23 protein-coding genes and 1 pseudogene are annotated in these 26,124 nt (G+C 74.3%); 7 read left to right on the top strand and 17 right to left on the bottom strand.

Features of this window, described 5'->3' with window-relative positions:
• Positions 1-5: 5 nt before the first annotated feature.
• The 13 genes from ACZ6EJ_RS00395 to ACZ6EJ_RS00335 all read right to left on the bottom strand — a co-directional run bounded on the left by ACZ6EJ_RS00395 (position 6) and on the right by ACZ6EJ_RS00335 (position 14,665).
• Positions 6-653: a phosphorylase family protein gene (locus ACZ6EJ_RS00395; RefSeq protein ID WP_469263333.1), complete on the bottom strand. Its 648-nt coding sequence runs from the start codon at positions 651-653 to the stop codon at positions 6-8.
• Positions 653-2,653 (bottom strand): squalene--hopene cyclase, encoded by a 2,001-nt coding sequence (gene shc, locus ACZ6EJ_RS00390; RefSeq protein ID WP_469263331.1) that lies wholly within the window; start codon positions 2,651-2,653, stop codon positions 653-655. The genes ACZ6EJ_RS00395 and shc overlap by 1 nt, the downstream gene beginning before the upstream one ends.
• 108 nt (positions 2,654-2,761) lie before the next feature.
• Entirely contained in the window at positions 2,762-3,865 is a 1,104-nt protein-coding gene (locus ACZ6EJ_RS00385) for a polyprenyl synthetase family protein (RefSeq protein ID WP_469263329.1), read from the bottom strand.
• Positions 3,862-5,247 carry a hydroxysqualene dehydroxylase HpnE gene (gene hpnE / locus ACZ6EJ_RS00380; RefSeq protein ID WP_469263328.1) on the bottom strand — a complete coding sequence of 462 codons (1,386 nt, stop codon included), beginning with the start codon at positions 5,245-5,247 and terminating at the stop codon, positions 3,862-3,864. The genes ACZ6EJ_RS00385 and hpnE overlap by 4 nt, the downstream gene beginning before the upstream one ends.
• Positions 5,248-5,299: 52 nt before the next feature.
• Entirely contained in the window at positions 5,300-6,220 is a 921-nt protein-coding gene (gene hpnD / locus ACZ6EJ_RS00375; protein ID WP_469263607.1) for a presqualene diphosphate synthase HpnD, read from the bottom strand.
• Between the two features lie 29 nt (positions 6,221-6,249).
• Positions 6,250-7,161: a squalene synthase HpnC gene (hpnC, locus tag ACZ6EJ_RS00370; protein ID WP_469263327.1), complete on the bottom strand. Its 912-nt coding sequence runs from the start codon at positions 7,159-7,161 to the stop codon at positions 6,250-6,252.
• Positions 7,162-7,652: 491 nt separating this feature from the next.
• A complete protein-coding gene (locus tag ACZ6EJ_RS00365) occupies positions 7,653-8,438 on the bottom strand; it encodes an ABC transporter ATP-binding protein (protein ID WP_469263325.1) in 786 nt (261 codons plus the stop codon).
• The gene (locus tag ACZ6EJ_RS00360; protein WP_469263323.1) at positions 8,431-9,360 is read right to left on the bottom strand and encodes an ABC transporter permease; all 930 of its coding nucleotides are present in this window, start codon (positions 9,358-9,360) and stop codon (positions 8,431-8,433) included. The genes ACZ6EJ_RS00365 and ACZ6EJ_RS00360 overlap by 8 nt, the downstream gene beginning before the upstream one ends.
• Positions 9,361-9,462: 102 nt before the next feature.
• Positions 9,463-10,335 (bottom strand): glycosyltransferase family 2 protein, encoded by an 873-nt coding sequence (locus ACZ6EJ_RS00355; RefSeq protein ID WP_469263322.1) that lies wholly within the window; start codon positions 10,333-10,335, stop codon positions 9,463-9,465.
• An 8-nt stretch (positions 10,336-10,343) separates the two neighbouring features.
• Positions 10,344-11,123: a CDP-alcohol phosphatidyltransferase family protein gene (locus ACZ6EJ_RS00350; protein WP_469263320.1), complete on the bottom strand. Its 780-nt coding sequence runs from the start codon at positions 11,121-11,123 to the stop codon at positions 10,344-10,346.
• Entirely contained in the window at positions 11,101-12,162 is a 1,062-nt protein-coding gene (locus ACZ6EJ_RS00345) for an iron-containing alcohol dehydrogenase family protein (RefSeq protein WP_469263318.1), read from the bottom strand. Before ACZ6EJ_RS00345 ends, ACZ6EJ_RS00350 begins: the two co-directional genes overlap by 23 nt.
• Entirely contained in the window at positions 12,150-12,887 is a 738-nt protein-coding gene (locus tag ACZ6EJ_RS00340) for a phosphocholine cytidylyltransferase family protein (protein ID WP_469263316.1), read from the bottom strand. Before ACZ6EJ_RS00340 ends, ACZ6EJ_RS00345 begins: the two co-directional genes overlap by 13 nt.
• Positions 12,884-14,665 (bottom strand): DUF5941 domain-containing protein, encoded by a 1,782-nt coding sequence (locus tag ACZ6EJ_RS00335; protein ID WP_469263605.1) that lies wholly within the window; start codon positions 14,663-14,665, stop codon positions 12,884-12,886. The genes ACZ6EJ_RS00340 and ACZ6EJ_RS00335 overlap by 4 nt, the downstream gene beginning before the upstream one ends.
• A gap of 293 nt (positions 14,666-14,958) precedes the next feature.
• Between ACZ6EJ_RS00335 and galE the strand changes: the two genes are divergently transcribed.
• The 4 genes and pseudogenes from galE to idi all read left to right on the top strand — a co-directional run bounded on the left by galE (position 14,959) and on the right by idi (position 18,640).
• A complete protein-coding gene (galE, locus tag ACZ6EJ_RS00330) occupies positions 14,959-15,948 on the top strand; it encodes a UDP-glucose 4-epimerase GalE (protein WP_469263314.1) in 990 nt (329 codons plus the stop codon).
• Positions 15,949-16,139: 191 nt separating this feature from the next.
• On the top strand, positions 16,140-17,081 hold the full coding sequence (locus ACZ6EJ_RS00325; protein ID WP_469263313.1) for a cation diffusion facilitator family transporter: 942 nt from the start codon (positions 16,140-16,142) through the stop codon (positions 17,079-17,081).
• Positions 17,082-17,132: 51 nt separating this feature from the next.
• Positions 17,133-17,888, top strand: a pseudogene (locus ACZ6EJ_RS00320) (SAM-dependent methyltransferase); the annotation flags it as partial.
• Positions 17,889-18,046: 158 nt separating this feature from the next.
• Positions 18,047-18,640, top strand: a complete 594-nt coding sequence (gene idi, locus ACZ6EJ_RS00315; protein ID WP_469263312.1) for an isopentenyl-diphosphate Delta-isomerase — start codon at positions 18,047-18,049, stop codon at positions 18,638-18,640.
• 26 nt (positions 18,641-18,666) lie between these two features.
• Here the strand turns inward: idi and ACZ6EJ_RS00310 are convergent, their stop codons facing one another.
• Positions 18,667-19,122, bottom strand: a complete 456-nt coding sequence (locus ACZ6EJ_RS00310) for an ATP-binding protein (RefSeq protein ID WP_469263310.1) — start codon at positions 19,120-19,122, stop codon at positions 18,667-18,669.
• Between the two features lie 196 nt (positions 19,123-19,318).
• Complete coding sequence (locus ACZ6EJ_RS00305; protein WP_469263308.1) at positions 19,319-19,891, bottom strand: HdeD family acid-resistance protein; 573 nt, start codon at positions 19,889-19,891, stop codon at positions 19,319-19,321.
• Positions 19,892-19,969: 78 nt separating this feature from the next.
• Here ACZ6EJ_RS00305 and ACZ6EJ_RS00300 point away from each other — a divergent pair, with 78 nt between their 5' ends.
• Entirely contained in the window at positions 19,970-20,734 is a 765-nt protein-coding gene (locus ACZ6EJ_RS00300; RefSeq protein WP_469263307.1) for an enoyl-CoA hydratase/isomerase family protein, read from the top strand.
• On the opposite strand, the gene ACZ6EJ_RS00295 is transcribed toward ACZ6EJ_RS00300, so the two are convergent.
• Together ACZ6EJ_RS00295 and ACZ6EJ_RS00290 are read right to left on the bottom strand one after the other, a co-directional pair.
• Positions 20,724-21,359 (bottom strand): DJ-1/PfpI family protein, encoded by a 636-nt coding sequence (locus tag ACZ6EJ_RS00295; RefSeq protein WP_469263305.1) that lies wholly within the window; start codon positions 21,357-21,359, stop codon positions 20,724-20,726. The two genes, ACZ6EJ_RS00300 and ACZ6EJ_RS00295, sit on opposite strands and share 11 nt — an antisense overlap.
• A gap of 55 nt (positions 21,360-21,414) precedes the next feature.
• Positions 21,415-22,386: a GlxA family transcriptional regulator gene (locus ACZ6EJ_RS00290; protein WP_469263304.1), complete on the bottom strand. Its 972-nt coding sequence runs from the start codon at positions 22,384-22,386 to the stop codon at positions 21,415-21,417.
• A 120-nt stretch (positions 22,387-22,506) separates the two neighbouring features.
• Here ACZ6EJ_RS00290 and ACZ6EJ_RS00285 point away from each other — a divergent pair, with 120 nt between their 5' ends.
• On the top strand, positions 22,507-23,370 hold the full coding sequence (locus ACZ6EJ_RS00285; RefSeq protein WP_469263303.1) for an SCO6745 family protein: 864 nt from the start codon (positions 22,507-22,509) through the stop codon (positions 23,368-23,370).
• Positions 23,371-23,614: 244 nt separating this feature from the next.
• Positions 23,615-26,044 carry a Tex family protein gene (locus tag ACZ6EJ_RS00280; protein WP_469263302.1) on the top strand — a complete coding sequence of 810 codons (2,430 nt, stop codon included), beginning with the start codon at positions 23,615-23,617 and terminating at the stop codon, positions 26,042-26,044.
• Positions 26,045-26,124: the final 80 nt, after the last annotated feature.

Genomic DNA, 26,124 nt, shown 5'->3' with positions numbered 1-26,124 from the left:
CTAGCTCACCTCCTGGGGAGCGTCAGAGATCGGTGCCATTCGTGAAAAGCCGGCAGGACGGCACGGAGCACGCGGAGTGCCGATATTCCACCGCGCACCGTGCCGATGCGGACCAGCTCATGCTCCGGAGCGTCCACCACCACCCGGACGGCCGCAACCGGGCGCGGGCCGCAGCACAGGGCGGTGCGCAGCGTCGCGGCGGACTCCATGTCCACGGCGACGGCCCCGCCCGCCCGCAGCGCGGCGCGCTCGGGTCGGCGTACGACGTGGTCGGAGCCGTTCAGCGGCCCGGTGTGGACGGTGCGCCCCGGTACGGCCCTGGCGAGGGCGGCGACCAGCACGCCGGTGCCGTTGCACGGGGTGGCGCCGTCGTCGTCGCGGGTCTCCTGGGCGACGACCAGGTCTCCGGGGCGCATTCCGGGGATGAGGCCGGCGCAGAGGCCGGCGGCGATCACCGCGGCGCCCGGGGTCCCGTCCGTCCCCAGGAAGCGCCCCACGGCCGCTTCCGCCGACCGGGGGCCCATGCCGGTGCGCAGGACGCGGACCGGGCCGGGGGCGCCCCGGCCGCTGCGCAGGGCCATCTGCTCGATGCCGAGCGCGCAGGCCACCAGCAGCGGGGCCGGCGGGCCCCCCGTTCCCGGCGCACCGCCCATCAGACGCCCTCGCGGGGGCCCGGACGGTCGGCGAAGGGGTCGCCGTGCACATAGCGCCCGAGTGCGGTGAGCGGGAAGACCTGGCGGTAGAGGTGGTAGTTGATGGAGAAGTCCCAGGGGAAGCCGGTGCCGGTGAAATACGGCTCGTCCCAGGAGCCGTCGGCCTGCTGGGCCTCCGTCAGCCAGGTGACGCCGCGGGCCACGGGACGGGTCGCCCGGCGACCGGCGGCGAGGAGGGCGAGCAGCGCCCAGGCGGTCTGGGAGGCGGTGGACTCGCCCTGCCCGATCCACTTCTCCTCCTGGTAGGAGCGCAGGTCCTCGCCCCAGCCGCCGTCGTCGTTCTGCACGGACTCCAGCCAACCGACGGCCCGGCGGATCGCGGGATGGCGGGCGGAAAGTCCGGCGGCGACGAGGGCGGGCACCACGGAGCCGGTGCCGTAGACGTAGTTGACGCCCCAGCGGCCGAACCAGGCCCCGCACTCCGCCTGTTCGGCCAGCAGCCACTCGATGCCCCGCCGGGTGCGGGGGTGCCGGGCGAGCCCTTCGACGGCCAGCATCTCCACGACGTGGCCGGTGACGTCGGCCGACGGGGGGTCGATGACCTCGCCGAAGTCGCAGAACGGCAGGCGGTTGGGGAGGGAGCTGGTGTTGTCGGCGTCGAACGCGCCCCAGGCTCCGTCGCGGGACTGCATCCCGAGGTTCCAACGGACCCCGCGCGCGATGGCGGCGTCCACCCGCTCCGGGTCGGGGTGGCGCACCCGCCGCAGCGCCAGGACGACCTCGGCGGTGTCGTCGATGTCCGGGTAGTTGTCGTTGTGGAACTCGAACGCCCAACCGCCGGGGGGCAGTCGGGGTCTGCGCACGGACCAGTCGCCGGGCCGGTGGATCTCCTCCGCCAGCATCCAGTCGGCCGCCCGCACCAGGGCCGGGTGGTCGGGCGGCAGTCCGGCGTCGGCCAGCGCGATGGTGGCCAGGCAGGTGTCCCAGACGGGCGACTGGCAGGCCTCCACCATGCGGGCGCCGTCCTCGCGCCGGACGGCGAAACGGTCGAGGGAGGCCAGGCCCGCCCGCATCACCGGGTGGCCGAGGTCGTAGCCGAGCAGGTGCAGGGCGATGAGGGAGTAGACGGCGGGCGGTTGGATTCCGCCCCAGCAGCCGTCGTTCTCCTGGCGCTCGATGATCCACCGGGCGGCGGCGTTCATCGCCATCCGGCGCAGCGGGCGCGGGGCGACCTTGCGGTAGAGGTGCAGCCCCTTGTCCAGGCGTTGGAAGAAGCCGTCCCAACTGGTCGCGGGGGCGGGCTTCCTGGGCGGGGCGGGGCAGGCCGGGTCGGTGTGCAGCTCGCCCAGGGCGAAGGGCGCGGGGCGCACCGGGCGCTTGGCGGAGACGATGGTCAGCGGCACGATGGTCTGCCGGGCCCAGCAGCCGAAGTCGTAGATGTTGAGCGGGACCCACGGGGGGAGGAACATCAGCTCGGGCGGGAGTTCGGGGAGGTCGTCCCACTTCCACCAGCCGAACAGGGCCAGCCAGATACGGGTGAAGACGCGGGCGGCCGCGATGCCGCCCTGCTCCCTGACCCAGGCGGAGGCGCGGGCCATGTGCGGTGCGTCGGGGCCGTCCCCGGCGAGCCGCAGGGCGACGTAGGCCTCGATGGTGGCGGAGAGGTCGCCCGGTCCGCCGTAGAAGGTGTTCCAGGTGCCGTCGCCGAGCTGCTCGCCCCGGATGAAGAGGGCGGCCGCCCTGGTGGTCTCCGGGTCGCGGATGCCGAGGAACTGGCGCAGGAGCAGGTCCTCCGCGTCCATCGTGACGTTGGTGGCCAGATCGCCCTTCCACCAGCCCTGCGGGTCCTGCCGGGCCAGCAGGTGCTCCACCGAGCGTTCCGCTGCCCGCCGGGCGGCGGCGAGCACGTCGTCCGCGGCGGTGGTCGTGTCGGTCGGATCGCCTGCCGGGACCGCGCGGAGGTGCGCGGCCCCGGTGCTTCCGTCGGTCGTCGCTGTCATGAGCTTCCCCTTCGTGCAGTGGTCTCTCTGCTGTGCTGGGGTCTCCGTCGGCCGGGGCCCGGTCAGGGGCGCGCCGGCCGGCGACGGCGAGTCATATGCGCAAGGTGGTCATCTCTTGCGTACCACCACGAAGTCCGCGAGCTCGGTGAGCTGCGCCCGCACCCGGTGGGGCATGTCGACGGCGTGCAGCGCCTCGATGGCGACCGCGTGCTGGCGGCGGGCCTCCTGCGCGGTCCACTCGCGGCCGCCCGCCTCCTCGATGAGCGCGGCGCGGGCGGCGAACTCCTCCTCGGAGAAGCTGTCGAACTCGGTGCTCTTGGCGTCGGCGGCGAGCAGTTCGCCCAGCCGCTCCGAGGCCCCGCCGCCGGCGGCCAGCGCCGCGACGACCGGGAGGGACTTCTTGCGCTGGCGCAGGTCGCTCCAGGTCTGCTTGCCGGTGGACTCCGGGTCGCCCCAGATGCCGAGCAGGTCGTCCACGGCCTGGAAGGCGAGGCCGAGGTGGTAGCCGTACGCCTCCAGGGTGTCGGCGGTGCGGTCGTCGGCGCCGCCGAGCACCGCGCCGATGGAGACGGCGCAGGCCAGGAGGGCGCCGGTCTTGTTGCCCTCCATCTCCAGGCACTCCTCGACGGTGACCCGCTCGCGGTGCTCGTAGGAGATGTCCTGGGCCTGCCCGTCGATGAGCCTGCGGGTGGCGGTGGTCAGCCGACGGGCCGCGCGGCCCGCCTCGACCGTGCCGAGCTCCAGCAGGACCTCGTAGGCCAGTGCGAACAGGGCGTCGCCGACCAGGATCGCCTGGGCGGGGCCGTGCACCTTCCAGACGGTGTCGCGGTGGCGGCGCTGCTCGTCGCCGTCCATCAGGTCGTCGTGCAGCAGCGAGAAGTTGTGCACCAGCTCGACGGCGACCGCGCCGGGCACGCCGGCTTCGGCGGGCGCGCCCGCGGCCTCGGCGGACAGCAGGGCGAGCGCGGGGCGCACGGCCTTGCCGCCGTCGCCGTCCGAGGGGCGCCCCTCGGCGTCGATCCAGCCGAAGTGGTAGGCGGCGACGGTGTCCATGGGCGGCGCGAGCCGGTCCACTGCGGCCCGCAGCACCGGCGCTGACAGGGTCCGTCCGCGTTCCAGAAGCGCGGTGACGTCCGCGGTGTCCGCCACGGTGTCGAAAGCGGGATTCGCCGGGGTCACTGACTCTCCTCTTGTTCCGGTGGTACTGCTCATGCCGCCTCCTGCAGCGGGTGTCCATGGGGGCGGCCGAGGTCCTGGAGGGCCGCGTCGGCGGCGGCGGCGCCGCTGCGCACGGCGCCCTCCATGGTCGCGGGCCAGCCGGTGTCGGTCCAGGCCCCCGCCAGGTGGAGGCCGGCGGCGCGGGTGCGGGCGCCGGGACGCAGCCGCCCGACGCCCGGCGCCGGGGCGAAGGTGGCGGAGCGTTCGCGGGTGACGAAGAAGTCGCGGACGCCCGCGCCGCGGGCGGCGGGGAGCAGGCGTTCCAGCTCGGGGAGGTAGCGCGCCCGCAACCGGGCGACCGGGAGGTCGATCTCGGCCTGGGCGGCGGACTGCGAGACGGCGATGTACTGGCCGGGGCCGGTGAGCCCCGAGGAGTCGGTGCGGTCGAAGACCCACTGGACGGGGGAGCCGATCGCGGCGAAGAACGGCCGGCGCAGCACCTTGCGGTCGTAGACCACGTGCACGTTGAGGATGGGGGCGTCGGCGATGTCGAGCAGCAGGTCCGGCTCGTCCAGCGCGCCCGCGGGCAGCAGGGCGTGGGTCTCGGCCTGCGGGACGGCGAGGACGACGGTGTCGGCGGTGACGCGCTCGCCGGCGGTCTCCACGCTCCACCGGCCGTCCTCGGTGCGGGTGGGCGGGCCGGCCTTGGCGCGCAGCTCCGTGCGGACGCCCGCGGTGTCGAGGGCCTTGCGGGCGAGCGTGTCGTGCAGTTCGCCGAGCGGCACGGCGGCCCAGCCGATGTCGGCCGCGCCGGGCTCGGAGAGCAGGCCGGTCTTGAAGACCTTGGCCGCGAGCGCCATGGAGGCGTCGTTCGCGGTGGCGTTCAGCGTGGCGACGCCGACGAGGTCCCAGAGCGCTTCGACGGCGCGCGGCGACTGCCCGTGCCGGCGGAGCCAGGTGGCGAAGTCGACGCGGTCCAGCTCCGGGTCGGCCGGGTCCAGCCGGGCGAGGGCGAGGGCGGCGCGGCCGACGCCCGCCTTCTCGGCCGGCGAGAGGTGCGGGTAGGCGGCGAGGCCCCCGGCGAGGTGCAGCGGTACGGGCAGCCCGGTGCGGCGCAGCCGGCCCAGGCGGGGCCCCGCGGCCCGGCCGACGTCCAGCACGGGCACGTCCAGGCGGTCCTGGAGGGGGGCCAGGTGGGCGGCGTCGATGCGGTCCAGCAACCAGCGGTAGCCGGTGCAGCAGCGCAGGTAGACGTGCTGGCCGTTGTCGACGGTGAGGTCGCCGCGCTGGAAGGAGAAGGCCAGGCCGCCGAGGCGGGGCCGCCCTTCGAGCAGGGTCACGTCCAGTCCGGCGTCCGCCAGGCGCAGGGCCGCCGTGATGCCGGCGAGGCCCCCTCCGACGACGACCGCGGCGGGGCGCGGGCTCTCCTCGCTCATGCGGGCGCTCCTTCTCGCGTCGCGGCCCGGCGTCCGGGCGTGCGGGGGCGCGTCACGCCCGCCCCCTGGCGCTGAGCCGCGAGACGTGGCGGGCGTCCAGTCCGGACAGGCCGCGCACCGCGACGTAGGCCTTCTCGTGGCCGGGCAGCGAGACCCGGCCGCGCAGTACGGCCTCGGGGTCGCGCTCGATCCGGTCGAGGAGGCGGCGGTAGATCCCGGCCATGGCCGCGACGCACGCGCCGCTGCGGCGGTCGAGCATCGGCAGCAGCCGGTAGCCCTCGGCGAAGAGGGCGCGGGCGCGGCGGACCTCGTAGTGGACGAGGCCGGCGAAGTCGGAGCCGGGGGGCGGGGAGGCCCGGTGGAAGCCCTCGGCGCAGCCGAACTTGGCCAGGTCGTCGGCGGGCAGGTAGGTGCGGCCGTTGCCCGCGTCCTCGCGGACGTCGCGCAGGATGTTGGTGAGCTGGAGGGCGAGCCCGAGGGTGTCGGCGTACTCCGGGGCGCGCTCGGCCCCCCGTGCGCCCGGCTCGGTGCCGAAGACGCCGAGGCTGAGGCGTCCGATGGCGCCCGCGACGCACCGGCAGTAGGCCCTCAGGTCGTCCCAGGTCTCGTAGGTGGCGCCGCGCACGTCCATCAGGACGCCGTCGATCAGCTCGTCGAGACCGCCGAGCGGCAGCGGGAAGCGGCGGGCGGCGTCGGCGAGCGCGACGGCGACCGGGTCGGTGTCGTCCTCGTCGACCGCGCCGTCCCGGACGCGGGCGAGCAGGCCGCGGGTGTCCTCCAGCCGGCTCCGCTTGGTCGGCGGGTCCAGCTCCCCGTCGCCGATGTCGTCGACGCGGCGGGAGAAGGCGTACAGCGCCGACATGGCCTGCCGCTTCTCGTACGGCAGCAGCCTGATGCCGTAGGCGAAGTTGCGGGCCTGCTGTCCGGTGACGGCCTCGCAGTAGCTGTACGCGGCCTGCACCGGCGGCGACATGTGCGTCGGCTGTTCCTCCACGGTCCGGCTCACCTCTCTCCCCGCGCTCCGCGCAGGACGGTTCCCCCTGCGCGGAGCAGTCCGGGCCTGGTGGGTCTGGGCGGGCCGGGCAGGACGTCGAACCCGGCGGTCGAGATGGCCGCGAGGGCGGCGCGGCCGCCGGCGACGAATCCGGCGAGGAGGAGTCTGAGCCTGCCGTCGACACTGGCCACCAGGGGGATCCCCTCGTCCAGCAGCTCGCCCGCGCGCTGCGCCTCGTAGGCGATCAGGGCGCGTACGGAGGCGCCGGCGGTCGGGGCGGCGAGGTCCGCTTCGCCGACCCGGAAGCGGTCCATGTCCTCGGCGGGGAGGTAGATCCGGTCGCGGGCGAGGTCCTCGGCGACGTCCTGGAGGTGCTCGACGATCTGGAGGCCGGTGCAGACCGCGTCGGAGCGGCGGACGCGCTCGGGGCTCTCGGTGCCGGTGAGGGCAAGGACGAGGCGGCCGACCGGGTTCGCGGACAGCTCGCAGTAGGCGGCGAGGTCGGCGTACGTCCCGTAGCGGCGGACCTTCTGGTCCTGGCGGTTGGCCTCGATCAGGCCGAGGAAGGGTTCGGGGGTGAGCGCGCGGCGCCGCACGGTGGGGCGCAGCGCGCGCAGCAGCGGGTGGCGCGGCTCCTGGCCGGTGGTGGAGAACACCCGGTGGAGGTCGGCCTCGAGCGCGTCGAGCAGGGCGAGCGGGTCGTCTCCCTGCTCCGGCTCCAGGCCCAGGCGGCGGGCGTCCGCGCCGCCGGGGGCGAGGTCTCCGTCGCCGATGTCGTCGACGAGGCGGGCGTACCCGTAGACCGCCATGAGGTCGTCGCGCCAGGCGCGGGGCAGGAAGAAGGGCGCCACGGGGAAGTTCTCGTGCGCGGCCTTGCCGAGCGTGGCGTCGGCGGTGCGCGCCCGCGGGGTGGGGGTCACTGCGGGCCGCCCGGCGCGGGGACGGCGCAACCACGTCGGAGCTGGAGATCTTCCGTCATCGCCGTCACATCTCCCGTTCTACACTGCTGACCCAAAACAACCCTTTTCGGACACGCCGCTCGGTCTCCCGAGTGCACTGCGGCACGGTGGCGCGGTGCCGGGGCGTATCACCCTCGGGCCGCCCGCCGAGCCGCGCCGGGGGGTCGCGCGCCCCGGCGCGCATCCGGTCCGGCCCGGTACAGACGAAAGGCCCTACTTGCCATGAATCAGCACCGCTACAGCTTACGTTGTACGGCTTGCGGGAGATCGCCGGGGTGGAGCCCCCGGCCGCCCCTCCGCCGCCGTTCCTGTCAACCTTCCTCGGGCGCGGGGGATTTGGCGTCGTCCGCCGGGAGGAGATCGTCCCCGCGTGCGCCTTCCCCCCGCACGGGCGCGCACACCGCGGCCCCCGCCGGGAGGGGTCCGGCGGGGGCCGCGCGAGGCGTCCGGGGCTACTTGCCCGTCTCGCGCTCGTACGCCTTGAGGACTTCCTCGGTCGGGCCGTCCATCAGCAGCTCGCCCTTCTCCAACCAGAGCGCCCGGTCGCAGGTGTCCCGGATCGTCTTGTTGTTGTGGCTGACGAGGAAGACGGTGCCCGCCTCCTTGCGGAGTTCGCGGATGCGCTTCTCGGAGCGGACCCGGAACTTGTGGTCGCCGGTGGCCAGCGCCTCGTCGATCATGAGGACGTCGTGGTTCTTGGCGGCCGCGATCGAGAAGCGCAGGCGGGCGGCCATGCCGGAGGAGTACGTCCGCATCGGCAGGGTGATGAAGTCGCCCTTCTCGTTGATCCCGGAGAAGTCCACGATCTCCTGGTAGCGCTCGCGGATCTCCTCGCGGCTCATGCCCATGGCCAGGCCGCCGAGCACGACGTTGCGCTCCCCGGTGAGATCGCTCATCAGCGCCGCGTTCACCCCGAGCAGCGAGGGCTGTCCGTCGGTGTAGACATGGCCGGATTCGGTCGGCAGCAGGCCGGCGATGGCCCGCAGCAGCGTCGACTTGCCCGACCCGTTGGTGCCGATGAGGCCGATGGCCTGGCCCCGGTAGGCGGTGAAGGAGACGCCGCGCACGGCGTGCACCTTCCGCACGCCGCGCGACTCGCCCTTGTTCCGCCGCATCATGCGGCTCAGCGCGGCGGTGGCGCTGCCCCGTCCGCCGCCGGTGCCGTTGACGCGGTACACGATGTGCACGTCGTCGGCGATCACCGTGGGGACGCGCCCCTGTGCGTTGTCATCAGCCACGGCCGTACCGTTCCTCTGCCTTCCAGAAGTACACGAAGCCCACGACGCCCAGCAGCAGCGCCCAGCCGACGCCCACCGCCCACACGTGGTCGGGCAGGTTCTCCGAGCCGTATCCGTCGATCAGCGCGAAGCGGACCAGGTCCATGTAGATCGCCGCCGGGTTGTACTGGAGCACGTCCGCGATCCACTGGGGCTTGTCCTTCAGCATCAGCGGGATGGAGAACATGACGCCCGAGGCGTACATCCAGGTCCGCATGACGAAGGGCATGAGCTGGGCGAGGTCGGGGGTCTTGCTGCCGAGCCGGGCCATGATGAGGGCCAGGCCGGTGTTGAAGAAGAACTGGAGGATCAGCGCGGGGATCACCAGCAGCCACGACGGCGAGGGGTAGCTGCCGAAGACGACGGCGACCGCGACCAGCACGATCATCGAGAAGAGCAACTGCTGGAGCTGCTGGAGCGAGAAGGAGATGGGGAGCGAGGCGCGGGGGAAGTGCAGGGCCCGCACCAGCCCGAGGTTGCCGGAGATGGACCGGACGCCCGCCATCACGGAGCTCTGGGTGAAGGTGAAGACGAAGACCCCGGTGACCAGGAAGGGCACGAAGACCTCCTGCGGAATCCCCTCCCTGGTGCCCAGGATCAGTCCGAAGATCAGGTAATAGACCGCCGCGTTCAGCAGGGGCGTGACCACCTGCCAGAGCTGGCCGAGCTTGGCCTGGCTGTACTGGGCGGTCAGCTTGGCCCGTGAGAAGGCCAGGATGAAGTGGCGGCGGCCCCAGAGTTGTCGCATGTACTCGAGCAGCCCCGGCCGGGCGCCGCTCACGGTGAGGCCGTACTTGGCAGCCGTCTGGGCCGCGCTCAGGCCCTCGTCGGCGGACGGCGGGGCGCCGAGGGCTACCCCGCCGTCGTGGGTCGTGTCACTCACAAGTTTGAAACTCTCGTCTTCACGCGCAGCCAGTCGCGGGCGCGGCTCAGGCGGACAGGTCCCGGAAAGAAAATACGCCTCATGCTCTCAGAGGAAAGCCTCTCAGATGACCGGAGGTCGGCCCAGCCTGGTCAGCCGCCACACCGTACGCCACTTCATGGGGCGCCGGGGGCCGCAGGGAGCCGTCCAGCCTTCGCGGAAACCGCCGAACCACGCCCTCAGCGCGGGCCGCGACGGCCGCCTCGCCAGGGTGAGCGCCAGCCAGACCCCCGTGTAGAGGGGGACGAGGGGGGCGGGGAGGTTCCGGCGGGCCAGCCAGACCCGGTTGCGGGCCACCATCCGGTGGTAGACCGCGTGCCGCGAGGGGGCCGTGGCGGGGTGGTGCAGCACCATGTCCGCGCGGTAGTCGATCATCCAGCCCGCGTCCAGGGCCCGCCAGGCCAGGTCCGTCTCCTCGTGGGCGTAGAAGAACGCGGCGGGCAGCGGGCCGACCTCGGCGATGACCCTGGTGCGTACGGCGTTGGCGCCGCCCAGGAAGGTCGTCACGCGCGAGGAGCGCATCGGGTCGGCCGCCCGCAGCCGGGGCACGTGGCGGCGCTGGGTGGCGCCGCTGACCGGGTCGGTGATCCGGAAGGCGATGATGCCGAGCCTCGGGTCGGCCGCGAACGCCTGCCGGCACCGCTCGGCGGTGTCCCTCTCCGGGAGCGTGCCGTCGTCGTCCAGGAAGAGCAGGGCGTCCACGTCCGTGCCGCACGGGCCGAACGCCTCGATGCCCGCGTTGCGGCCGCCGGGAATGCCCAGGTTCTCCGGCAGCTCCACCGTGCGCACCCCGTCGGGGACCTCCGGGACCGGGGCGCCGTTGCCGACGACCACGACCTCGATCCGGTCGCCCTGCTGGGCGGCGACCGAATCGAGGAGGGCCCGGAGCTCGTCCGGGCGGTCGCCCATGGTGATGATCACCGCGCCCAGTTTCATGGCTGCCGTCACCTCAGCCTGCTGGACGCCAGGACCGACACCAGGTGCAGCAGGGTCTGGAGCAGCGCGATGCCGGCCATGACCGCCACGGTCAGGCGGGTGTAGAAGAGGTCGCCCCCGATCGCGTCCGCGACCGCCGCGACGAGGACGACCAGCGAGGCCTCGATCCCGAGGATCAGCCGGTGGAACTTGAGCGCCCCGGCCGCCCGGCGGGCCAGCGCCATGCCGGAGGAGCGCGGCTCGGACGCCGACTCCCGCACCGGCGGCAGCCCGCCCTGGTGGCGGGCCACCCCCACCAGGTCCGTCTCGGCCTTGACGAGGATCGCGCCGAGCGCCGCGAGGGTGCCGAGGAAGGCCCACAGCCAGTCGATCCGGCCCCCGCCCCAGAGGTCGGCGGCGCGCAGGCCGAGGCCGACGAGCACCGCCGCGTCGCACAGGTAGGCGGCGACCCGGTCCAGGTAGACCCCGCTGAGGGAGTACTGCTTCTTCCAGCGGGCCAGCTCGCCGTCGACGCAGTCGAACAGCAGGTAGAGCTGGACCATCAGCACGCCGAGCACCGCGCCCGCGACGCCCGGCACCAGCAGCGCCGGGGCGGCCAGGGCGCCGGCCAGGGTCATGACGTACGTCACCTGGTTCGGCGTGACCCGCGTGGTGACCAGGTAGCGGTCCACGCGCAGCGAGACCTCCCGCATGTACATGCGCCCGGCCCAGTGCTCGCCGCTGCGCCGGTCCTTCACCCCTGGCGGGTGGACGACCGGACGGAGTTCAGCTACTGATGGTCGTCGCATAGTCGGCGTACGCGTCCCTGATCTGGTCGGTGGACAGGTTGAGGTGCTCCAGGACCGTGAAGCGTCCCGGACGCGTCTGCGGGGCGTAGTCGACGGCCCGCACGAACTCGTCGACGCTGAAGCCGATCTGCTCCGGCAGGACCGGCAGGCCGTGCCGGCGCAGGACCGCCGCCATGAGGAGGGCCTCCTGGCGGGCGCCGCGCAGGTGCATGGCGAAGCAGGCGCCGAGGCCGACCTGCTCGCCGTGGCTGGCGGCGCGCTGCGGGAAGAGCAGGTCGAAGGCGTGGTTGATCTCGTGGCAGGCGCCGGAGGCGGGACGCGAGTCGCCCGCGACCGACATGGCGATCCCCGTCAGCACCAGCCCCTCGGCCAGCACCTTCAGGAAGGCGTCGTCGCCGACCCCGCCGGGGTGGCGCAGCACGGCCTCGCCGGCCTGGCGGGCCATCGCGGCGGCCAGGCCGTCGATCTCCTCGCCGTTGACCTCGTGGGCCAGCTCCCAGTCGGCGACGCAGGAGATGTTCGAGATCGCGTCGCCGATGCCGGAGCGGACGTAGCGGGCGGGCGCCTCGCGGATGATGTCGAGGTCGATGACGACCGCGATCGGGGTGGGGACCCCGTAGGAGCCGCGCCCGTTGTCGTTGTCCAGGGTCGCGACCGGGGAGCACAGGCCGTCGTGCGACAGGTTCGTCGCGACGGCGACCATGGGCAGGCCGACGCGCGCCGCGGCGTACTTCGTCACGTCGATGATCTTGCCGCCGCCGAGGCCGACGACGGCGTCGTACCGGTTGCCCTTGATGCCGTCGGCCAGCTTCACCGCGGAGTCGATCGTCCCGTCGGCGACCGGATACCAGTCGGCGCCCGGCAGGACCGGTGCGAGGCGCTCCCGCAGGGCGCGCCCGGAGCCGTCGCTGATGGCGATGGCGAGCTTGCCCGAGGAGGAGATCCGCTGGTCGGCCAGGAGACCCGCCAGATCGTCCATGGCTCCGCGCCGGACGTCGACGACGACGGGGGTCGGGATGAGCCGGGTCAGTACTGGCACGCGATCTCCCGGCCCTTGGCGAGGTCGTCGTGGTTGTCGATCTCGACCCAGGTGACGGTGCCGATGGGGGCGACGTCGACGGTGAAGCCGCGGTCGACCAGCTCCTGGTAGCCGTCCTCGTAGTAGAGGTCGGGGTCGCGCTCGAAGGTGGCCTTCAGCGCGTCCGCGAGCTCCTCGGCCGCCTCGGGCTCGATCAGGGTGACGCCGATGTACTCGCCGGTCGCGGCGGCCGGGTCCATCAGCTTGGTGATGCGCCGGACGCCCCGGCCCTCCTCGGCGACGACCTTCATCTCCTCGTCGGCGAGCGCCTTCTCGGTGTCGAGGGCGAGGATGATCTTCCGGCCCTCGCCGCGGGCGTCCAGGAGGGTCCGCTCGACCGAGACCGGGTGCACGGTGTCGCCGTTGGCGAGGATCACGCCGCGCTTGATGACGTCGCGCGCGCACCACAGGGAGTAGGCGTTGTTCCACTCCTCGGCCTTGTCGTTGTCGATGAGCGTGAGGGTGACGCCGTACGTCGCCTCCAGCTCGGCCTTGCGGGCGTGGACGGCCTCCTTGCGGTAGCCGACGACGATCGCGACCTCGGTGAGTCCGACCTCGGCGAAGTTGGCGAGCGTGAGGTCGAGGACGGTCTTCTCGCCGTCGACGGGGACGAGCGCCTTGGGCAGCGTGTCCGTGTAGGGGCGCAGACGTCGTCCTGCACCGGCTGCCAGTACGAGGCCGATCATGCGAGTTCTCCTTCGTCGTGTACGGCGGGGGCCGAGGAGGACACCCAGAAGCGGATGGACTCCACGAGCACCACCAGAGCCACGGCCACCGCGAGCGCGGTGAGAGCCGTGGTGAAACCTGAGCCGGGGGTGAGTACGGCGGCGAGGACGACCACCAGCGCGGTCCGGCCCTCGTGTCCACCGATCGTCCGCACCAGCCACCGGGGCGGCGCGCCGGTGCCTCCGCGAATGCGGTACACCGTGTCGTAGTGATGGTAGGCGACGGCCGCGACCAGCCCGAAGGCCGCCGGAAGGGCGTGCGGCGCGTCGCTGCGGGCGGCCAGCACGAGGACCGTGACGTACTCCGCCGCCCGGAAGAACGGCGGCACCAGCCAGTCCAGGGCGCCCTTGAGCGGGCGGGCGACCGCGAGCCCGGAGAGCAGGACGTGCACCACCGCCGCGGCGACGGTGAGCGGGTCGCCGTACGGGAGGAGCAGGACCGCGCCGACCATGACCAGCGTCCCGAGCAGGGCGGCGGCCGGGGCGGTGAAGGCCCGGCGCGGCGCGGGGGCGACCGCCGCGACGGCCTGGGCGAGGGGGCCGGAGTCGGCGAGGTCCGCCAGGGCCCGCGCCGCCCGGTCGGTGCGCCGGGCCCGGCGGGTCAGCGAGCGCAGGAGCCGGCCCGCGGTGGTGTAGCAGGCGGCCAGGGAGCAGCCGACGAGCAGGGCGTAGAAGACGACGCGGGGGGTGGTGAGCGCGGTGAGCACGGCGATCATGGCCCAGCGCTCGCCGATCGGCAGCACGATCATCCGGCGCGCCCAGACCGTCCAGCCGACGCTGTCGAGCTTGCCGGAGAGGGCGGCGGTGGGGCTGGTGTTGGCGACCGCGTCGTGGTTGGCCTCGTTGAACGAGAAGTCCACGACATGGCGGCACGCCTGGAGGACCATCGCGCCGAGCGCGAGGGCCCATACGTCGTCGCTGCCGCCCCCGCGCGCCGCGCCCAGGGCGAGTCCGGCGTAGTACGCGTACTCCTTGGCCCGGTCGAAGGTGGCGTCCAGCCAGGCGCCCATCGTGGAGTACTGGAGCGAGTAGCGGGCGAGCTGCCCGTCGGTGCAGTCCAGCACGAAGGAGACCAGGAGCAGCACCCCGGCGGCGACGAAACCGCCTCGGGTCCCGGTCGCCGCGCAGCCCGCCGCGACCAGCGCGGTGATCAGCGAGGCGGTGGTGACCTGGTTGGGGGTGAGGCGGCGGCGGGCGCACCAGCGCGCGAGGTAACGGGAGTAGGGGCTGACGCAGAAGGTGGTGAAGAAGCCGTCGTGGGCCTTGACCGCGCCGCGCAGCCGTACGGCCTCCTCGTCGACGGCGTCGCGGGCGGCCTCGGCGGCCGTCCGCCGGGCGGCGTCGGCGGGCACGGCGGCGGTGAGCGAGCCGAGGGCGGGGCGCTGGACGGCGATGCCCTCGGCCTCCAGTGCGGCGGCGGTGCGGCCGGGCACGGTGGGGTCCTCGGGGGCCGGGTCGGCGTCCGGTGCGACGACGGGGGCGCCCGCCCCGGCCGCGGCGGCGGTGCCCCGCAGGGCCCGCAGCAGGGCCGCGCGCGCCTCGGGGCGGGCGGTGAGCGCGCCCGGCAGGGCGGCGGCGGCGAAGCGCGGGTCGGTCAGCGCGAGCCGCAGGGCGTGCCGGTGGCCCACGAAGCGCGGGTCGACGAGTGCGACGCGGCACCCCGCCGGGACGGCGGCGAGGAGGGCCGCGGCGCCGTCGGCGCCGTCGGCGCTCCGCACGTCGAAGCCGAGGGACCGCAGATCGTCCGCGAGCGGCGATCCGGGTACCGGCGCACCTGTGAGGATGGCGGTCGACAGACGAACTCACTCCTTGGGACGGGCAGAGGGCGGGCACGGCAGCTCGGCCACGGGGGCACGGCGGCATGTCGGCTGAGGCTATCGGATGAACGGAAGACCGAGTTCACCGCCCGTTCGCACCCCGTTCGGGCGGGCCCGCCGCGGCGGGGACCGTTCGCGATCATCATCATCGATCGGCGCCCCGCGTCACAAACCGCGCGTCGGGCCGGGTGCGCGGGGCGCTTAGGCTGACGGGCATGACATGGCTGATCACCGGCGGAGCGGGATACATCGGGGCGCACGTGGCGCGGACCATGGTCGCGGCGGGCGAGAAGGCGGTGGTGCTCGACGACTGCTCGACGGGCGTCGCGGACCGGCTGCCGGACTCCGTCGCGCTGGTGCGCGGCTCGGCGTCGGACCGGGCGCTGCTGGACGGGGTGCTGGCCGAGCACGCGGTGAGCGGTGTGGTGCACCTCGCGGCGAAGAAGCAGGTCGGCGAGTCCGTGGAGCAGCCGCTGCGGTACTACCGGGAGAACGTCGCCGCCCTCGGCGTCGTCCTGGAGGCGGTGGTCGCCGCGGGGGTGCGGCGCTTCCTGTTCTCGTCGTCGGCGGCCGTCTACGGCGTGCCGGACGTCGACCTCATCACCGAGGACACGCCCTGCCTGCCGATCAACCCGTACGGGGAGACCAAGCTCGCCGGGGAGTGGCTGGTGCGGGCGGCCGGGAGGGCCCACGGGCTGACGACCGCCTGCCTGCGGTACTTCAACGTGGCGGGCGCGGCGGCGCCGGAGCTGGCGGACACCGGGGTCTACAACATCGTCCCGATGATGTTCGACCGGTTGACGCGCGGCGAGGCCCCGCGGATCTTCGGCGACGACTACCCGACTCCGGACGGCACCTGCCTGCGCGACTACATCCACGTCGCGGACCTGGCCGAGGCGCACCTGGCCGTCGCCCGGCGGCTGGCGGGCGACGGGGGCGGGGACCTGACGGTGAACGTCGGCCGCGGCGAGGGCGTCTCGGTGCGGGAGCTGGCCGAGGTGATCGGAGAGGTGACGGGCCGCGGACCCGACCCCGTGGTGGAGCCGCGCCGGGCCGGCGACGCCCCGAGGGCGGTGGCGTCGGCCGCGCGGATCACCGGGGAGCTGGGCTGGACGGCCCGCCGGGACGTGCGGGAGATGGTGGAGTCGGCCTGGGAGGGCTGGTGCCTGCGCCACCCCGAGGCGCGGACCGAGCCGCGTCGCTGACGGGGTTCCGCGGCCGCGCCGAGCAGGGGCCGGGATCGCTCCGCCGCTCTGACCTGCGGAACGTTTCCGCAGGTCAGAGCAGATGACAACGGTGTTCAGTGCCGTGTTGCCGGATACCCCCCGCCCGTAGTTCACTGGACGCGCCGGGCGGTTCGTCCCGGCGCCGTCGCACGGACCGGGAGGGGCGTTCCATGGGGGCCGGCCACGATCACGGGCATACGCACGGGGGGCCTCCCCCGACCGGCACTGCGGCCGCCGCCTACCGGGGCAGGCTGCGGATCGCGCTGGGCATCACGCTGGGCGTGATGGTCGTGGAGGTCGTCGGCGGCCTGCTGTCGGACTCGCTGGCCCTGATCGCGGACGCCGCCCACATGGCCACCGACGCCCTGGGGCTCGGGATGGCGCTGCTCGCCATCCACTTCGCCAACCGGCCGGCCGGCCCGAACCGCACCTTCGGCTTCGCCCGCGCGGAGATCCTGGCGGCGCTGGCGAACTGCCTGCTGCTGCTCGGGGTCGGGGGCTTCCTGCTCTTCGAGGCGGTGGACCGCTTCATCACCCCGGCCGAGACGAAGGGCGGGCTGGCCATCGCGTTCGCCGCGGTCGGCCTGGTCGCCAACATGGTCTCGCTCTCGCTGCTGGTGCGCGGGCAGAAGGACAGCGTCAACGTCCGGGGCGCCTATCTGGAGGTGCTCGCCGACGCCCTGGGCTCGGTGGCCGTCCTCGTGTCGGCGGGCGTCATCCTCGCCACCGGCTGGCAGGCCGCCGACCCGATCGCCTCGCTGGTGATCGGCCTGATGATCGTCCCCCGGACCGTGAAGCTGCTGCGGGAGACCCTGAACGTCCTGCTGGAGGCGGCCCCCGCGGGAGTGGACATGGCGGAGGTGCGGGAGCACATCACCGCCCTGCCCGGCGTGGCCGGCGTCCACGACCTGCACGCCTGGACGATCACCTCGGGGATGCCGGTGCTCTCCGCCCATGTGGTGGTGCACCAGGACGTGCTGGACTCGATAGGGCACGAGAAGCTGCTGCACGAGTTGCAGGGCTGCCTCGGCGACCACTTCGACGTGGAGCACTGCACCTTCCAGTTGGAGCCGGGCGGCCACGCGGAGCACGAGGCGCGGCTGTGCCACTGAGAGGCGGCCACCGGTACCGCCCGAGCGCGCGTACGTGAAAGGGTCTCCGCCGTGACCGACTCCACCGACGCCGAGCGGACCGAGGCGTTCTTCGCCCTGCACCGCGGCCTTCCCCGGCAGAGCCCCGGCTCCGACGCCACCACGCGGCGGCTGCTGGCGCTGGCCGGTCCGCTCCCCGACCGGCCGCGCGCGCTCGACCTGGGCTGCGGGCCGGGCCGGGCCGCGGTGCTGCTCGCCGCCGAGGCGGGCGCGGAGGTGACCGCGGTCGACCTGCACCGGCCGTTCCTGGACGAGGCGCGCGAGGCGGCCGAGGCGCGCGGCGTCGGCGACCGGGTCCGCACCGTCCGGGCCGACATGGGCTCTCTCACCGGCCCGGCGTTCCCGGAGGGCTCCTTCGACCTGGTGTGGGCCGAGGGGTCGGCGTACTGCGTCGGGTTCGACACGGCGGTCCGCGACTGGCAGCGGCTGCTGGCTCCGGGCGGCGCGATGATGGTCTCCGACTGCGTCTGGACCACCGACGCGCCCTCGTCCGGGGCGCGTGACTTCTGGGACCGCCACGGCCCCCTGCGCACGCTGCCGGAGACCACCGCGGCGGCCGTCGCCGCGGGGTGCTCGGTCGACGCGGTGGTGGTCCAGCCCGACAGCGACTGGGACGCCTACTACGCCCCGCTGGCCGAGCGGGTCGAGAGCGCCGACCCCGCGGTCCCCGGCATGGCGTGGGCGCTCGCCGCCACCCGCGAGGAGCTGGCGGTGCGGCGTGCGTACGGGGCGGAGTACGGCTACGCCGCGTACGTCCTGCGGCCGGCGGGCGCAGCCGGCTGAGCGGTCCGCCCTCCCCCGGCGCGCTCGCGGGCGGGGCGGACATGCCCGGACCCGAAGTGGGGACAAGCGGCTTTTGTACGGCAGACTTGATCGGACTCCAGGGGCCCGGCGCACGAGGCCGGGGACCAAAGCGAAGGATGGGTATGCCGACCACACCAGCCACCGCGACGCACAGCTCGTCGAACGGCACCGCAGAAGCGATCATGCTCGAACTGGTCGACGAGAACGGCACCACCATCGGCACCGCGGAGAAGCTGGCGGCCCACCAGGCCCCCGGACGACTGCACCGCGCGTTCTCCGTGTTCCTCTTCGACGAGCAGGGGCGGCTGCTGCTCCAGCGCCGCGCGCTCGGCAAGTACCACTCCCCCGGTGTCTGGTCGAACACCTGCTGCGGGCATCCCTATCCGGGCGAGTCCCCGTTCGCCGCCGCCGCCCGGCGCACGCACGAGGAGCTGGGGCTGTCGCCCTCGCTGCTGGCCGAGGCGGGAACCGTGCGCTACAACCACCCCGACCCGGCGTCGGGGCTGGTGGAGCAGGAGTTCAACCACCTGTTCGTGGGGATGGCCCGCAAGGAGCTGGAGCCGGACCCGGAGGAGGTCGGCGAGACCGCGTTCGTGACGGCGCGGGAGCTGGCGGAGCTGCACGCGCGGGGGTCGTTCTCCGCGTGGTTCATGACGGTGCTGGACGCGGCGCGGCCGGCCGTGCGCGAGCTGACGGGGCCCTCCGCGGGCTGGTGAGGGCCTGCGGGCGGTGGGCGGGGCGGTCAGAGCCGCGTCTTGAGCGGCAGCGCCGCCCAGATGACCTTCCCGCCGCTCGCGGTGTGCTCCACGTCGCACGCGCCGCCCGCCTCCTCGGTCACCACCTTGACCAGCAGCAGCCCCCGGCCGCCGGTCTGGGCGTAGTCCGTCTCCAGGGCGGTGGGGCGGTAGGGGTGGTTGTCCTCGACCGCCACTCTGACCCGGTCGGCGGCGACGGCCACCTCGACGGCCAGCTCGGGCGAGAGGAGCGCCGCGTGCTTGACCGCGTTGGTGACCAGCTCGGAGACGATCAGGAGCAGCCCCTGGAGGACCTCGTCCTCGATGGGCACGCCCTGCCGGGCGAGGAGGTCGCGTACGGCGTGCCGGGCGCGGGGCACGGAGGCGTCCACGGCGGGCGCGGTGAAGCGCCAGACCCCGTCGTACACGAGGGGATCGGTGGGGATGCTTCCTGGGCTCTCCATCGTCCGGCACCAGCTCTCACTCGCTCTGTACTGACCGTCGAGTAAAGAGTGTTGGCAACGGCGTGGTCCCACCCGTGCCCCTGACCGGAAGTAGCCAGGTATCGGCGTTATTCGACCGAAAGCGCGCGATCTCGTCGGTCGAGGACTGCTTCTGTCACTCTCCTGGTCACGTGCTCGGTCCGTCGGCGGTCGGGGACTACTCGTCGCGCCGCGGCGAGACCATGGTGACCACGCGGCGGCCGCCCAGTCCGACGGCGATGAGGCCGAGGCCGTCGAAGAGCAGGGCCAGGGAGAAGAACAGCCCCAGGACGTAGAGGCTGCTGTGCGGCCAGTCGAACAGCACCAGCAGGCCCAGCAGCAGCCCGAAGGCCCCTTGCAGCAGGGTCCACCCCATCTGCGGGCCGCGCACGACGACGCTGCCGACCAGCCGGAAGACCCCGCCGGTCAGGAAGAGCAGGGCGGCGAACATGGTCAGCGCCTCCGCCGTCCCCTCGGGGTGCCGGATGACCACGACGCCGGCGGCGAGGTTGAGCGCGGCCACCACGACGCCCAGCCAGAAGTAGTTCGTGCCGCGGGAGTCGATCGCGTGCGCCAGTCCGACCAGGCCGCCGAGCAGCAGCAGCCAGCCGAAGAGCAGCATCGAGGTGAGGGTGGCGACGCCGGTGTACACGAGGCCGACGGCCCCCGCGATCACCAGCAGGATGCCGAGCAGGACGAGTCGGCCGAAGCCCCTGCTCAGCTTCCGGCCCTCTGCGGTGCGTCCGTTCATCGACGGCTCCTCACGGTGCGTGTCCGCTGCGCGCCCCTTCTTGATCATAGGTTCGAACCGAGCCGGTAGCATCCGCGCATGGACCGTACGGAACCCCGGCTGATCCCGTCCGTGGAGCGCGGCGTCGCCACCGTCGTCATCGCCCACACCGCCAAGCGCAACGCGATGACCGCGTCGATGTGGCGGAGCCTGCCGGAGCTGCTGGAGCGGCTGGCGGCCGACCCGGCGGTGCGGGTGCTGGTGCTGACGGGGGCCGGGGACACCTTCTGCGCCGGGGCCGACATCTCCGCGCTGCGCGAGGGCGCCGAGGAGGCCCAGGGCCTGGCGGTGGCGGCGGAGGAGGCGCTGGCCGCGTTCCCCCGGCCGACGCTGGCCGCGGTGCGCGGCTACTGCGTGGGCGGCGGCAGCCAACTGGCGGCCGCCTGCGATCTGCGGTTCGCCGAGGAGGGGGCCTCCTTCGGGGTCACCCCGGCGAAGCTCGGCATCGTCTACCCCGCCTCCTCCACCCGGCGGCTGGTGGCCCTCGTCGGCCCGGCCACGGCCAAGCACCTGCTGTTCTCCGGCGAACTGATCGGCACGGAGCGGGCGCTGCGCGCCGGGCTGGTGGACGAGGTGCTGCCCGCGGGGGGCCTGGACGAGCGGGTCGAGGCGTACGCACGGGTGCTGGCGTCCCGGTCCGGGCTGACCCAGGGCGCGGCCAAGGAGTTCGCCTCGGGCCGGACGGACCGCGAGGCGTACTGGGCCGGCCAGGCGCGCGGCAGCGGCGACGCCGCGGAGGGCGTCGCCGCGTTCCTGGAGCGGCGCGCGCCGCGGTTCACCTACACCGCGGGCGCTACCGGCTGACGTGGCGGCTGCGGGCCCGCCACTCCTCGACCAGGGCGGCGGGGGCCTTCTCGGGGGACCCGCAGTCGTAGGGCGGCTGCGGGTCGTACTCGGTGAGCAGTTGCACCGAGCGCGCGGCGTCGTCGCCCGCGATCCGGCCCAGCAGGGTCAGCCCCATGTCGATGCCGGAGGAGACCCCGGCGGCCGTGACGTACTTGCCGTCCAGGACGACGCGCTCCCCGGTCGGCTCCGCGCCGAATCCCCTCAGCGCCTCCAGCGCCAGCCAGTGCGAGGTGGCCCGCCTCCCCGTCAGCAGCCCCGCCGCCGCCAGCAGGAGCGACCCCGTGCAGACCGACGTGGTCCAGGTGCTGGTCGCGTCCACCGCGCGCAGCCAGCCCAGCAGCGCCGCGTTCTCCATCTGGTCGCTCTGGCCGGGCCCGCCGGGCACGACCACCACGTCCGGGGACGGCGTCTCGTCGAGGGTGCGGTCGGCGACGAGGGCGAGGCTGTCGCCGTCGTTGCGGACGGGGCCGGACCGTTCGGCGACGAACACGGTCTCGGCTCCGGGGGCGCGGCTGAGCATCTCGTAGGGGCCGACCGCGTCCAGGGCTGTGAAGCGGTCGAAGAGCAGGATGGCGATCTGCATGGAAGCTGCCTCTCGGTCGGTCGTCCGCCGCACCGGTGCCGGGGCGGCGGCGGGGTCACTCGGAAGCGGGGGCGGCCGCCGGGGGGCGGAAGCGGCGCCGGTATTCGGCCGGAGCCGTGGCGAGAGCCTTCACGAAGGCGCGGCGCATGGCCTCCGGCGTGCCGTAGCCGCTGGCGCGGGCGATCCGCTCGACGCCGTCCGCGCTCTCCTCCAGGAGCCTGCGGGCGTGCTCCAGGCGTACGCGGTCGACGTACCGCCCCGGAGTCGTCCCGGTCTCCGCCCGGAACGCGCGGGCGAAGTGGCGCGGGGAGAGCCGGGCGCGCGCCGCGAGCGCTTCCACGCCGAGGTCGGCGTCCGGGTGCTGGGCGATCCAGTGCTGGACCTCGCGCAGTGGCTCGCGCCGTGCCGTCTGGGCGCTGAGCTGCACGCTGAACTGGGCCTGGTTGCCCGGCCGGCGCAGGAACACCACCAGGTGCCGGGCGACGGTCAGGGCGATCTCGCGCCCGTGGTCCTCCTCCACCAGGGCGAGCGCGAGGTCGATGCCCGCGGTGACGCCCGCCGAGGTGGCGAGCCGCCCGTCCCGTACGAAGATCGGCTCGGGGTCGACCTGGACCCGCGGATGGTCGCGGGCCAGTTGTTCGCAGTGGTCCCAGTGCGTGGTCACCCGGTGGCCGTCCAGCAGCCCCGTCCGCGCCAGCAGCAGCGCCCCCGTGCAGACGGAGACGAGCCGCCGCGCCCGCGGCGCGTGCTCCGCGAGCCAGCGGGTCAGCTCCGCGTCCGGTGCGCGGGTGCCGCGGCCGCCGGGCACGAGCAGGGTGTGCGGGTCGGGGGCGTCGGCCAGGCCGCCGTCGGGCACCAGGGTCAGACCGCTGGTGCACCGGACGGGCGCGCCGTCGAGGGAGGCGGTCCGCAGGTCGTAGGAGACGCCGGGGAACCGGGACGCGCCGGCGAAGACCTCCATCGGGCCGGTCACGTCGAGGCTCTGGACGCCGTCGAAGAGGACGACGAGCACGGTTCGCTGCTGCACGTCCGCCATCCTGGGCGGCGGCCCGCGAGGGCCGCAATGACGAAAACCCCACCTTTCCTGCCATCGGCGGTCGCCCCCTCGGGGTTCCCCGCCGTACTGACCAGTCGGTAACGTGCGGTCATGACCACTCTTCCGGCCCGCGCGGGACGCCGCTGCCACGACGCCGTCAACCCGCTGCACTCCTGCCTCTACTTCTCCCCCGACCTGGGCGCCGAGATGGCGAGACTCGGCGTCGAGGACCCCGGCGCCGCCTACTTCGCCAGTCGCGCCGCCGCGCTCGGCGCGGTGGGGGCGGGCGCGGTCTGCGCCACCTTCTCCAACTTCAACCCCGAGCTGGTGGCGCGCCACGTGCCCGCCGTCTGGGAGACCGCCTCGCCCGGGCAGGTCCTCGCGGCCCGGCTGCGGGCGGCGGACTCGACGCTGCGGCGGCTGCTCGGCGAGGAGGCCGTCGCCTCCAAGGAGATGGCGGAGGCGGCCCGGCTCGCGCTGCGCGCCACCGAGGCGTGCACCCCGCACGCCCGGCCGCTGTACGCCGCGCACGCGGACCTGCCGGTGCCGGACGAGCCGCACCTGGCGTTCTGGCACGCGGCGACCCTGCTGCGCGAGCACCGGGGCGACGCGCACCTCGCCGCCCTGCTCACCGCCGGACTGGACCCGCTCGAAGCCCTCGTCAGCCACACCGCCACCGGCAAGGGCATGGCCCCCCGCTGGCTCCTGGCCAGCCGCGGCTGGCGGCGCGCCGACTGGGACGCCGCCTGCGACCGGCTGCGGGAGCGCGGGCTGCTCGACGGGGCGGGCGGGCTGAGCGAGGCCGGCACGGCGCTGCGCGCCGAGGTGGAGGAGGCGACGGACCGGATGGACGCCGCCCCGTACGAGCACCTGGGGGCGGCGGACGTGGAGCGGCTCACCGAGCTGGCGCGCGGCTTCCTGTTCACCGCGGCCGCCGCGGGCGCGTTCCCGGCCGAGGCGACCGGGAAGGGCTGACCCCGCGCAGCCCCGGAGCCCCGCGCGCGAGCGGCCGGGGCTCCGGTTGCGCCGCCGGCCCTCGCGGCCTCGGCCCCGCGCGCGAGAGGCCGGGGCTCCGGGCGTGTCCGCCGAGGCCGCGCGACACGGCCCCCGGCCACCCGGCACAATGCAGGCGAAGGGGATGCCCCCGGTCGAGAACGCGCCCGCCGCGAAGCGGGCGCGGCCAGCACAGCCAGGTACGAGAAGGCGAGTCGGGAAAACCGTGACGACGTCCATCGAAGGCAGGATCGCCGAGGAGCTCGGCGTACGGGAACGACAGGTCAGGGCGGCCGTCGAGCTGCTCGACGGCGGGGCGACCGTGCCGTTCGTCGCGCGCTACCGCAAGGAGGCGACCGAGTCCCTGGACGACGCGCACCTGCGCACGCTGGAGGAGCGGCTGCGGTATCTGCGGGAGCTGGAGGAGCGGCGCGAGACGATCCTCCAGTCCGTGCGCGAGCAGGGCAAGCTCGACGCGGCGCTGGAGGCGAGCATCCGGGCCGCCGAGAACAAGGCGCGCCTGGAGGACATCTACCTGCCGTTCAAGCCGAAGCGGCGGACGAAGGCGCAGATCGCCCGCGAGGCGGGGCTCGGTCCCCTGGCGGACGGCCTGCTCGGCGACCCGTCGGTGGACCCGCTCACGGCCGCCGCCGCGTTCGTGGACGGCGACCGGGGCGTCGCGGACGCCCCGGCGGCGCTGGAGGGGGCGCGGGCGATCCTCGCCGAGCGGTTCTCCGAGGACGCGGACCTCACCGGCGAGCTGCGCGAACGCATGTGGAGCCGGGGCCGGTTGACGGCGAAGGTGCGCGCGGGACAGGAGGAGGCGGGCGCGAAGTTCGCCGACTACTTCGACTTCGCCGAGCCGTTCACCGCGCTGCCCTCGCACCGGGTGCTCGCGATGCTGCGCGGCGAGAAGGAGAACGTGCTCGACCTGGTCCTGGAGCCGGAGGAGCCGGAGGCCGCCGAACGGCCGGGCCCCTCCGCCTTCGAGCACATGATCGCCCGCCGCTTCGGCATCGCCGACCGGGGCCGCCCCGGTGACGCGTGGCTCGCGGAGACGGTGCGCTGGGCGTGGCGGACCCGTATCCAGGTGCACCTCGGCATCGACCTGCGGCTGCGGCTGCGCACGGCGGCGGAGGACGAGGCGGTGCGGGTCTTCGCCTCCAACCTGCGCGACCTGCTGCTCGCCGCCCCGGCCGGGACGCGGGCCACCCTGGGGCTCGACCCCGGTTTCCGTACGGGGGTGAAGGTCGCCGTCGTCGACGCCACCGGCAAGGTGGTGGCCACCGACGTGATCCACCCGCACGTGCCCGCCAACCGGTGGGACCAGGCGCTGGCGAAGCTGGCGCACCTGGCGAAGGAGCACGCGGTCGAGCTGATCGCGATCGGCAACGGGACGGCGTCCCGCGAGACCGACAAGCTCGCCGGTGAACTGATCGACAAGCACCCGGAGTTGAAGCTGACGAAGGTGACGGTCTCGGAGGCCGGCGCGTCCGTGTACTCCGCGTCCGCGTTCGCCTCGCAGGAACTGCCCGACATGGACGTGTCGTTGCGCGGCGCGGTCTCTATCGCGCGGCGGCTCCAGGACCCGCTGGCCGAGCTGGTGAAGATCGACCCGAAGTCGATCGGCGTCGGGCAGTACCAGCACGACCTGTCGGAGGTGAAGCTGTCCCGTTCGCTGGACGCGGTCGTGGAGGACTGCGTGAACGCGGTCGGCGTCGACGTCAACACCGCCTCCGCCCCCCTGCTCTCACGGGTTTCGGGGATCGGCTCGGGGCTCGCGGAGAACATCGTCGCCCACCGGGACGCCAACGGCCCCTTCCCGTCCCGGAAGGCGCTCAAGGCGGTGGCGCGGCTGGGGCCGAAGGCGTACGAGCAGTGCGCGGGCTTCCTGCGCATCCGCGGCGGGGACGACCCGCTGGACGGCTCCAGCGTCCACCCGGAGGCCTACCCGGTGGTGCGGCGGATGGCGAAGACCACGGGCGGCGAGGTCGGTTCGCTCATCGGCGACACGGGCGCGCTGCGGTCGCTGCGGGCCGCGGACTTCGTGGACGACGTGTTCGGTCTGCCGACCGTGACGGACATCCTGCGGGAGCTGGAGAAGCCGGGGCGCGACCCGCGCCCGGCGTTCCGCACGGCGACCTTCAAGGAGGGCGTCGAGAAGCTCGGCGACCTGGCGCCCGGCATGGTGCTGGAGGGCGTGGTGACGAACGTGGCGGCGTTCGGCGCGTTCGTGGACGTCGGCGTCCACCAAGACGGGCTGGTGCACGTCTCGGCGCTGTCCCGGACGTTCGTGAAAGACCCGCGCGACGTCGTGAAGCCCGGCGACATCGTGAAGGTCAAGGTCATGGACGTCGACGTGCCACGCAAGCGGATCTCGCTGTCCCTGCGGCTGGACGACGAGCCCGGCGCGGGCGGCGGTCGGCCAGGCCGGGACGAGCGGGGCGGCCGCCCGCCGAAGCAGCGGCAGGGCCAGGGCTCCGGCGGCGGTCAGGGCCGTGCCGACGGCGAGCGCGGTCAGGGCGGCGGGCGGGAGCGGCGCGGCGGCGCGTCCCGCCCGGCGCAGGGGGCCCCGGCGCCGGGCAACAGCGCCATGGCGGACGCGCTGCGGCGGGCCGGTCTGGCCGACCCGAAGCGCGGCGCGCGGGGGCGCTGACGCCCCGCGTCCCGCCCCGCCCCGCCCCGTGTCGGCACGGGGCGGGGCGGGACGCCGGTGACCGCTTCGCCCCGCGCCCC

The sequence above is a fragment of the Streptomyces sp. NPDC041970 genome (assembly GCF_055588985.1).
This window is presented reverse-complemented; position numbering and strand designations above follow the sequence as displayed.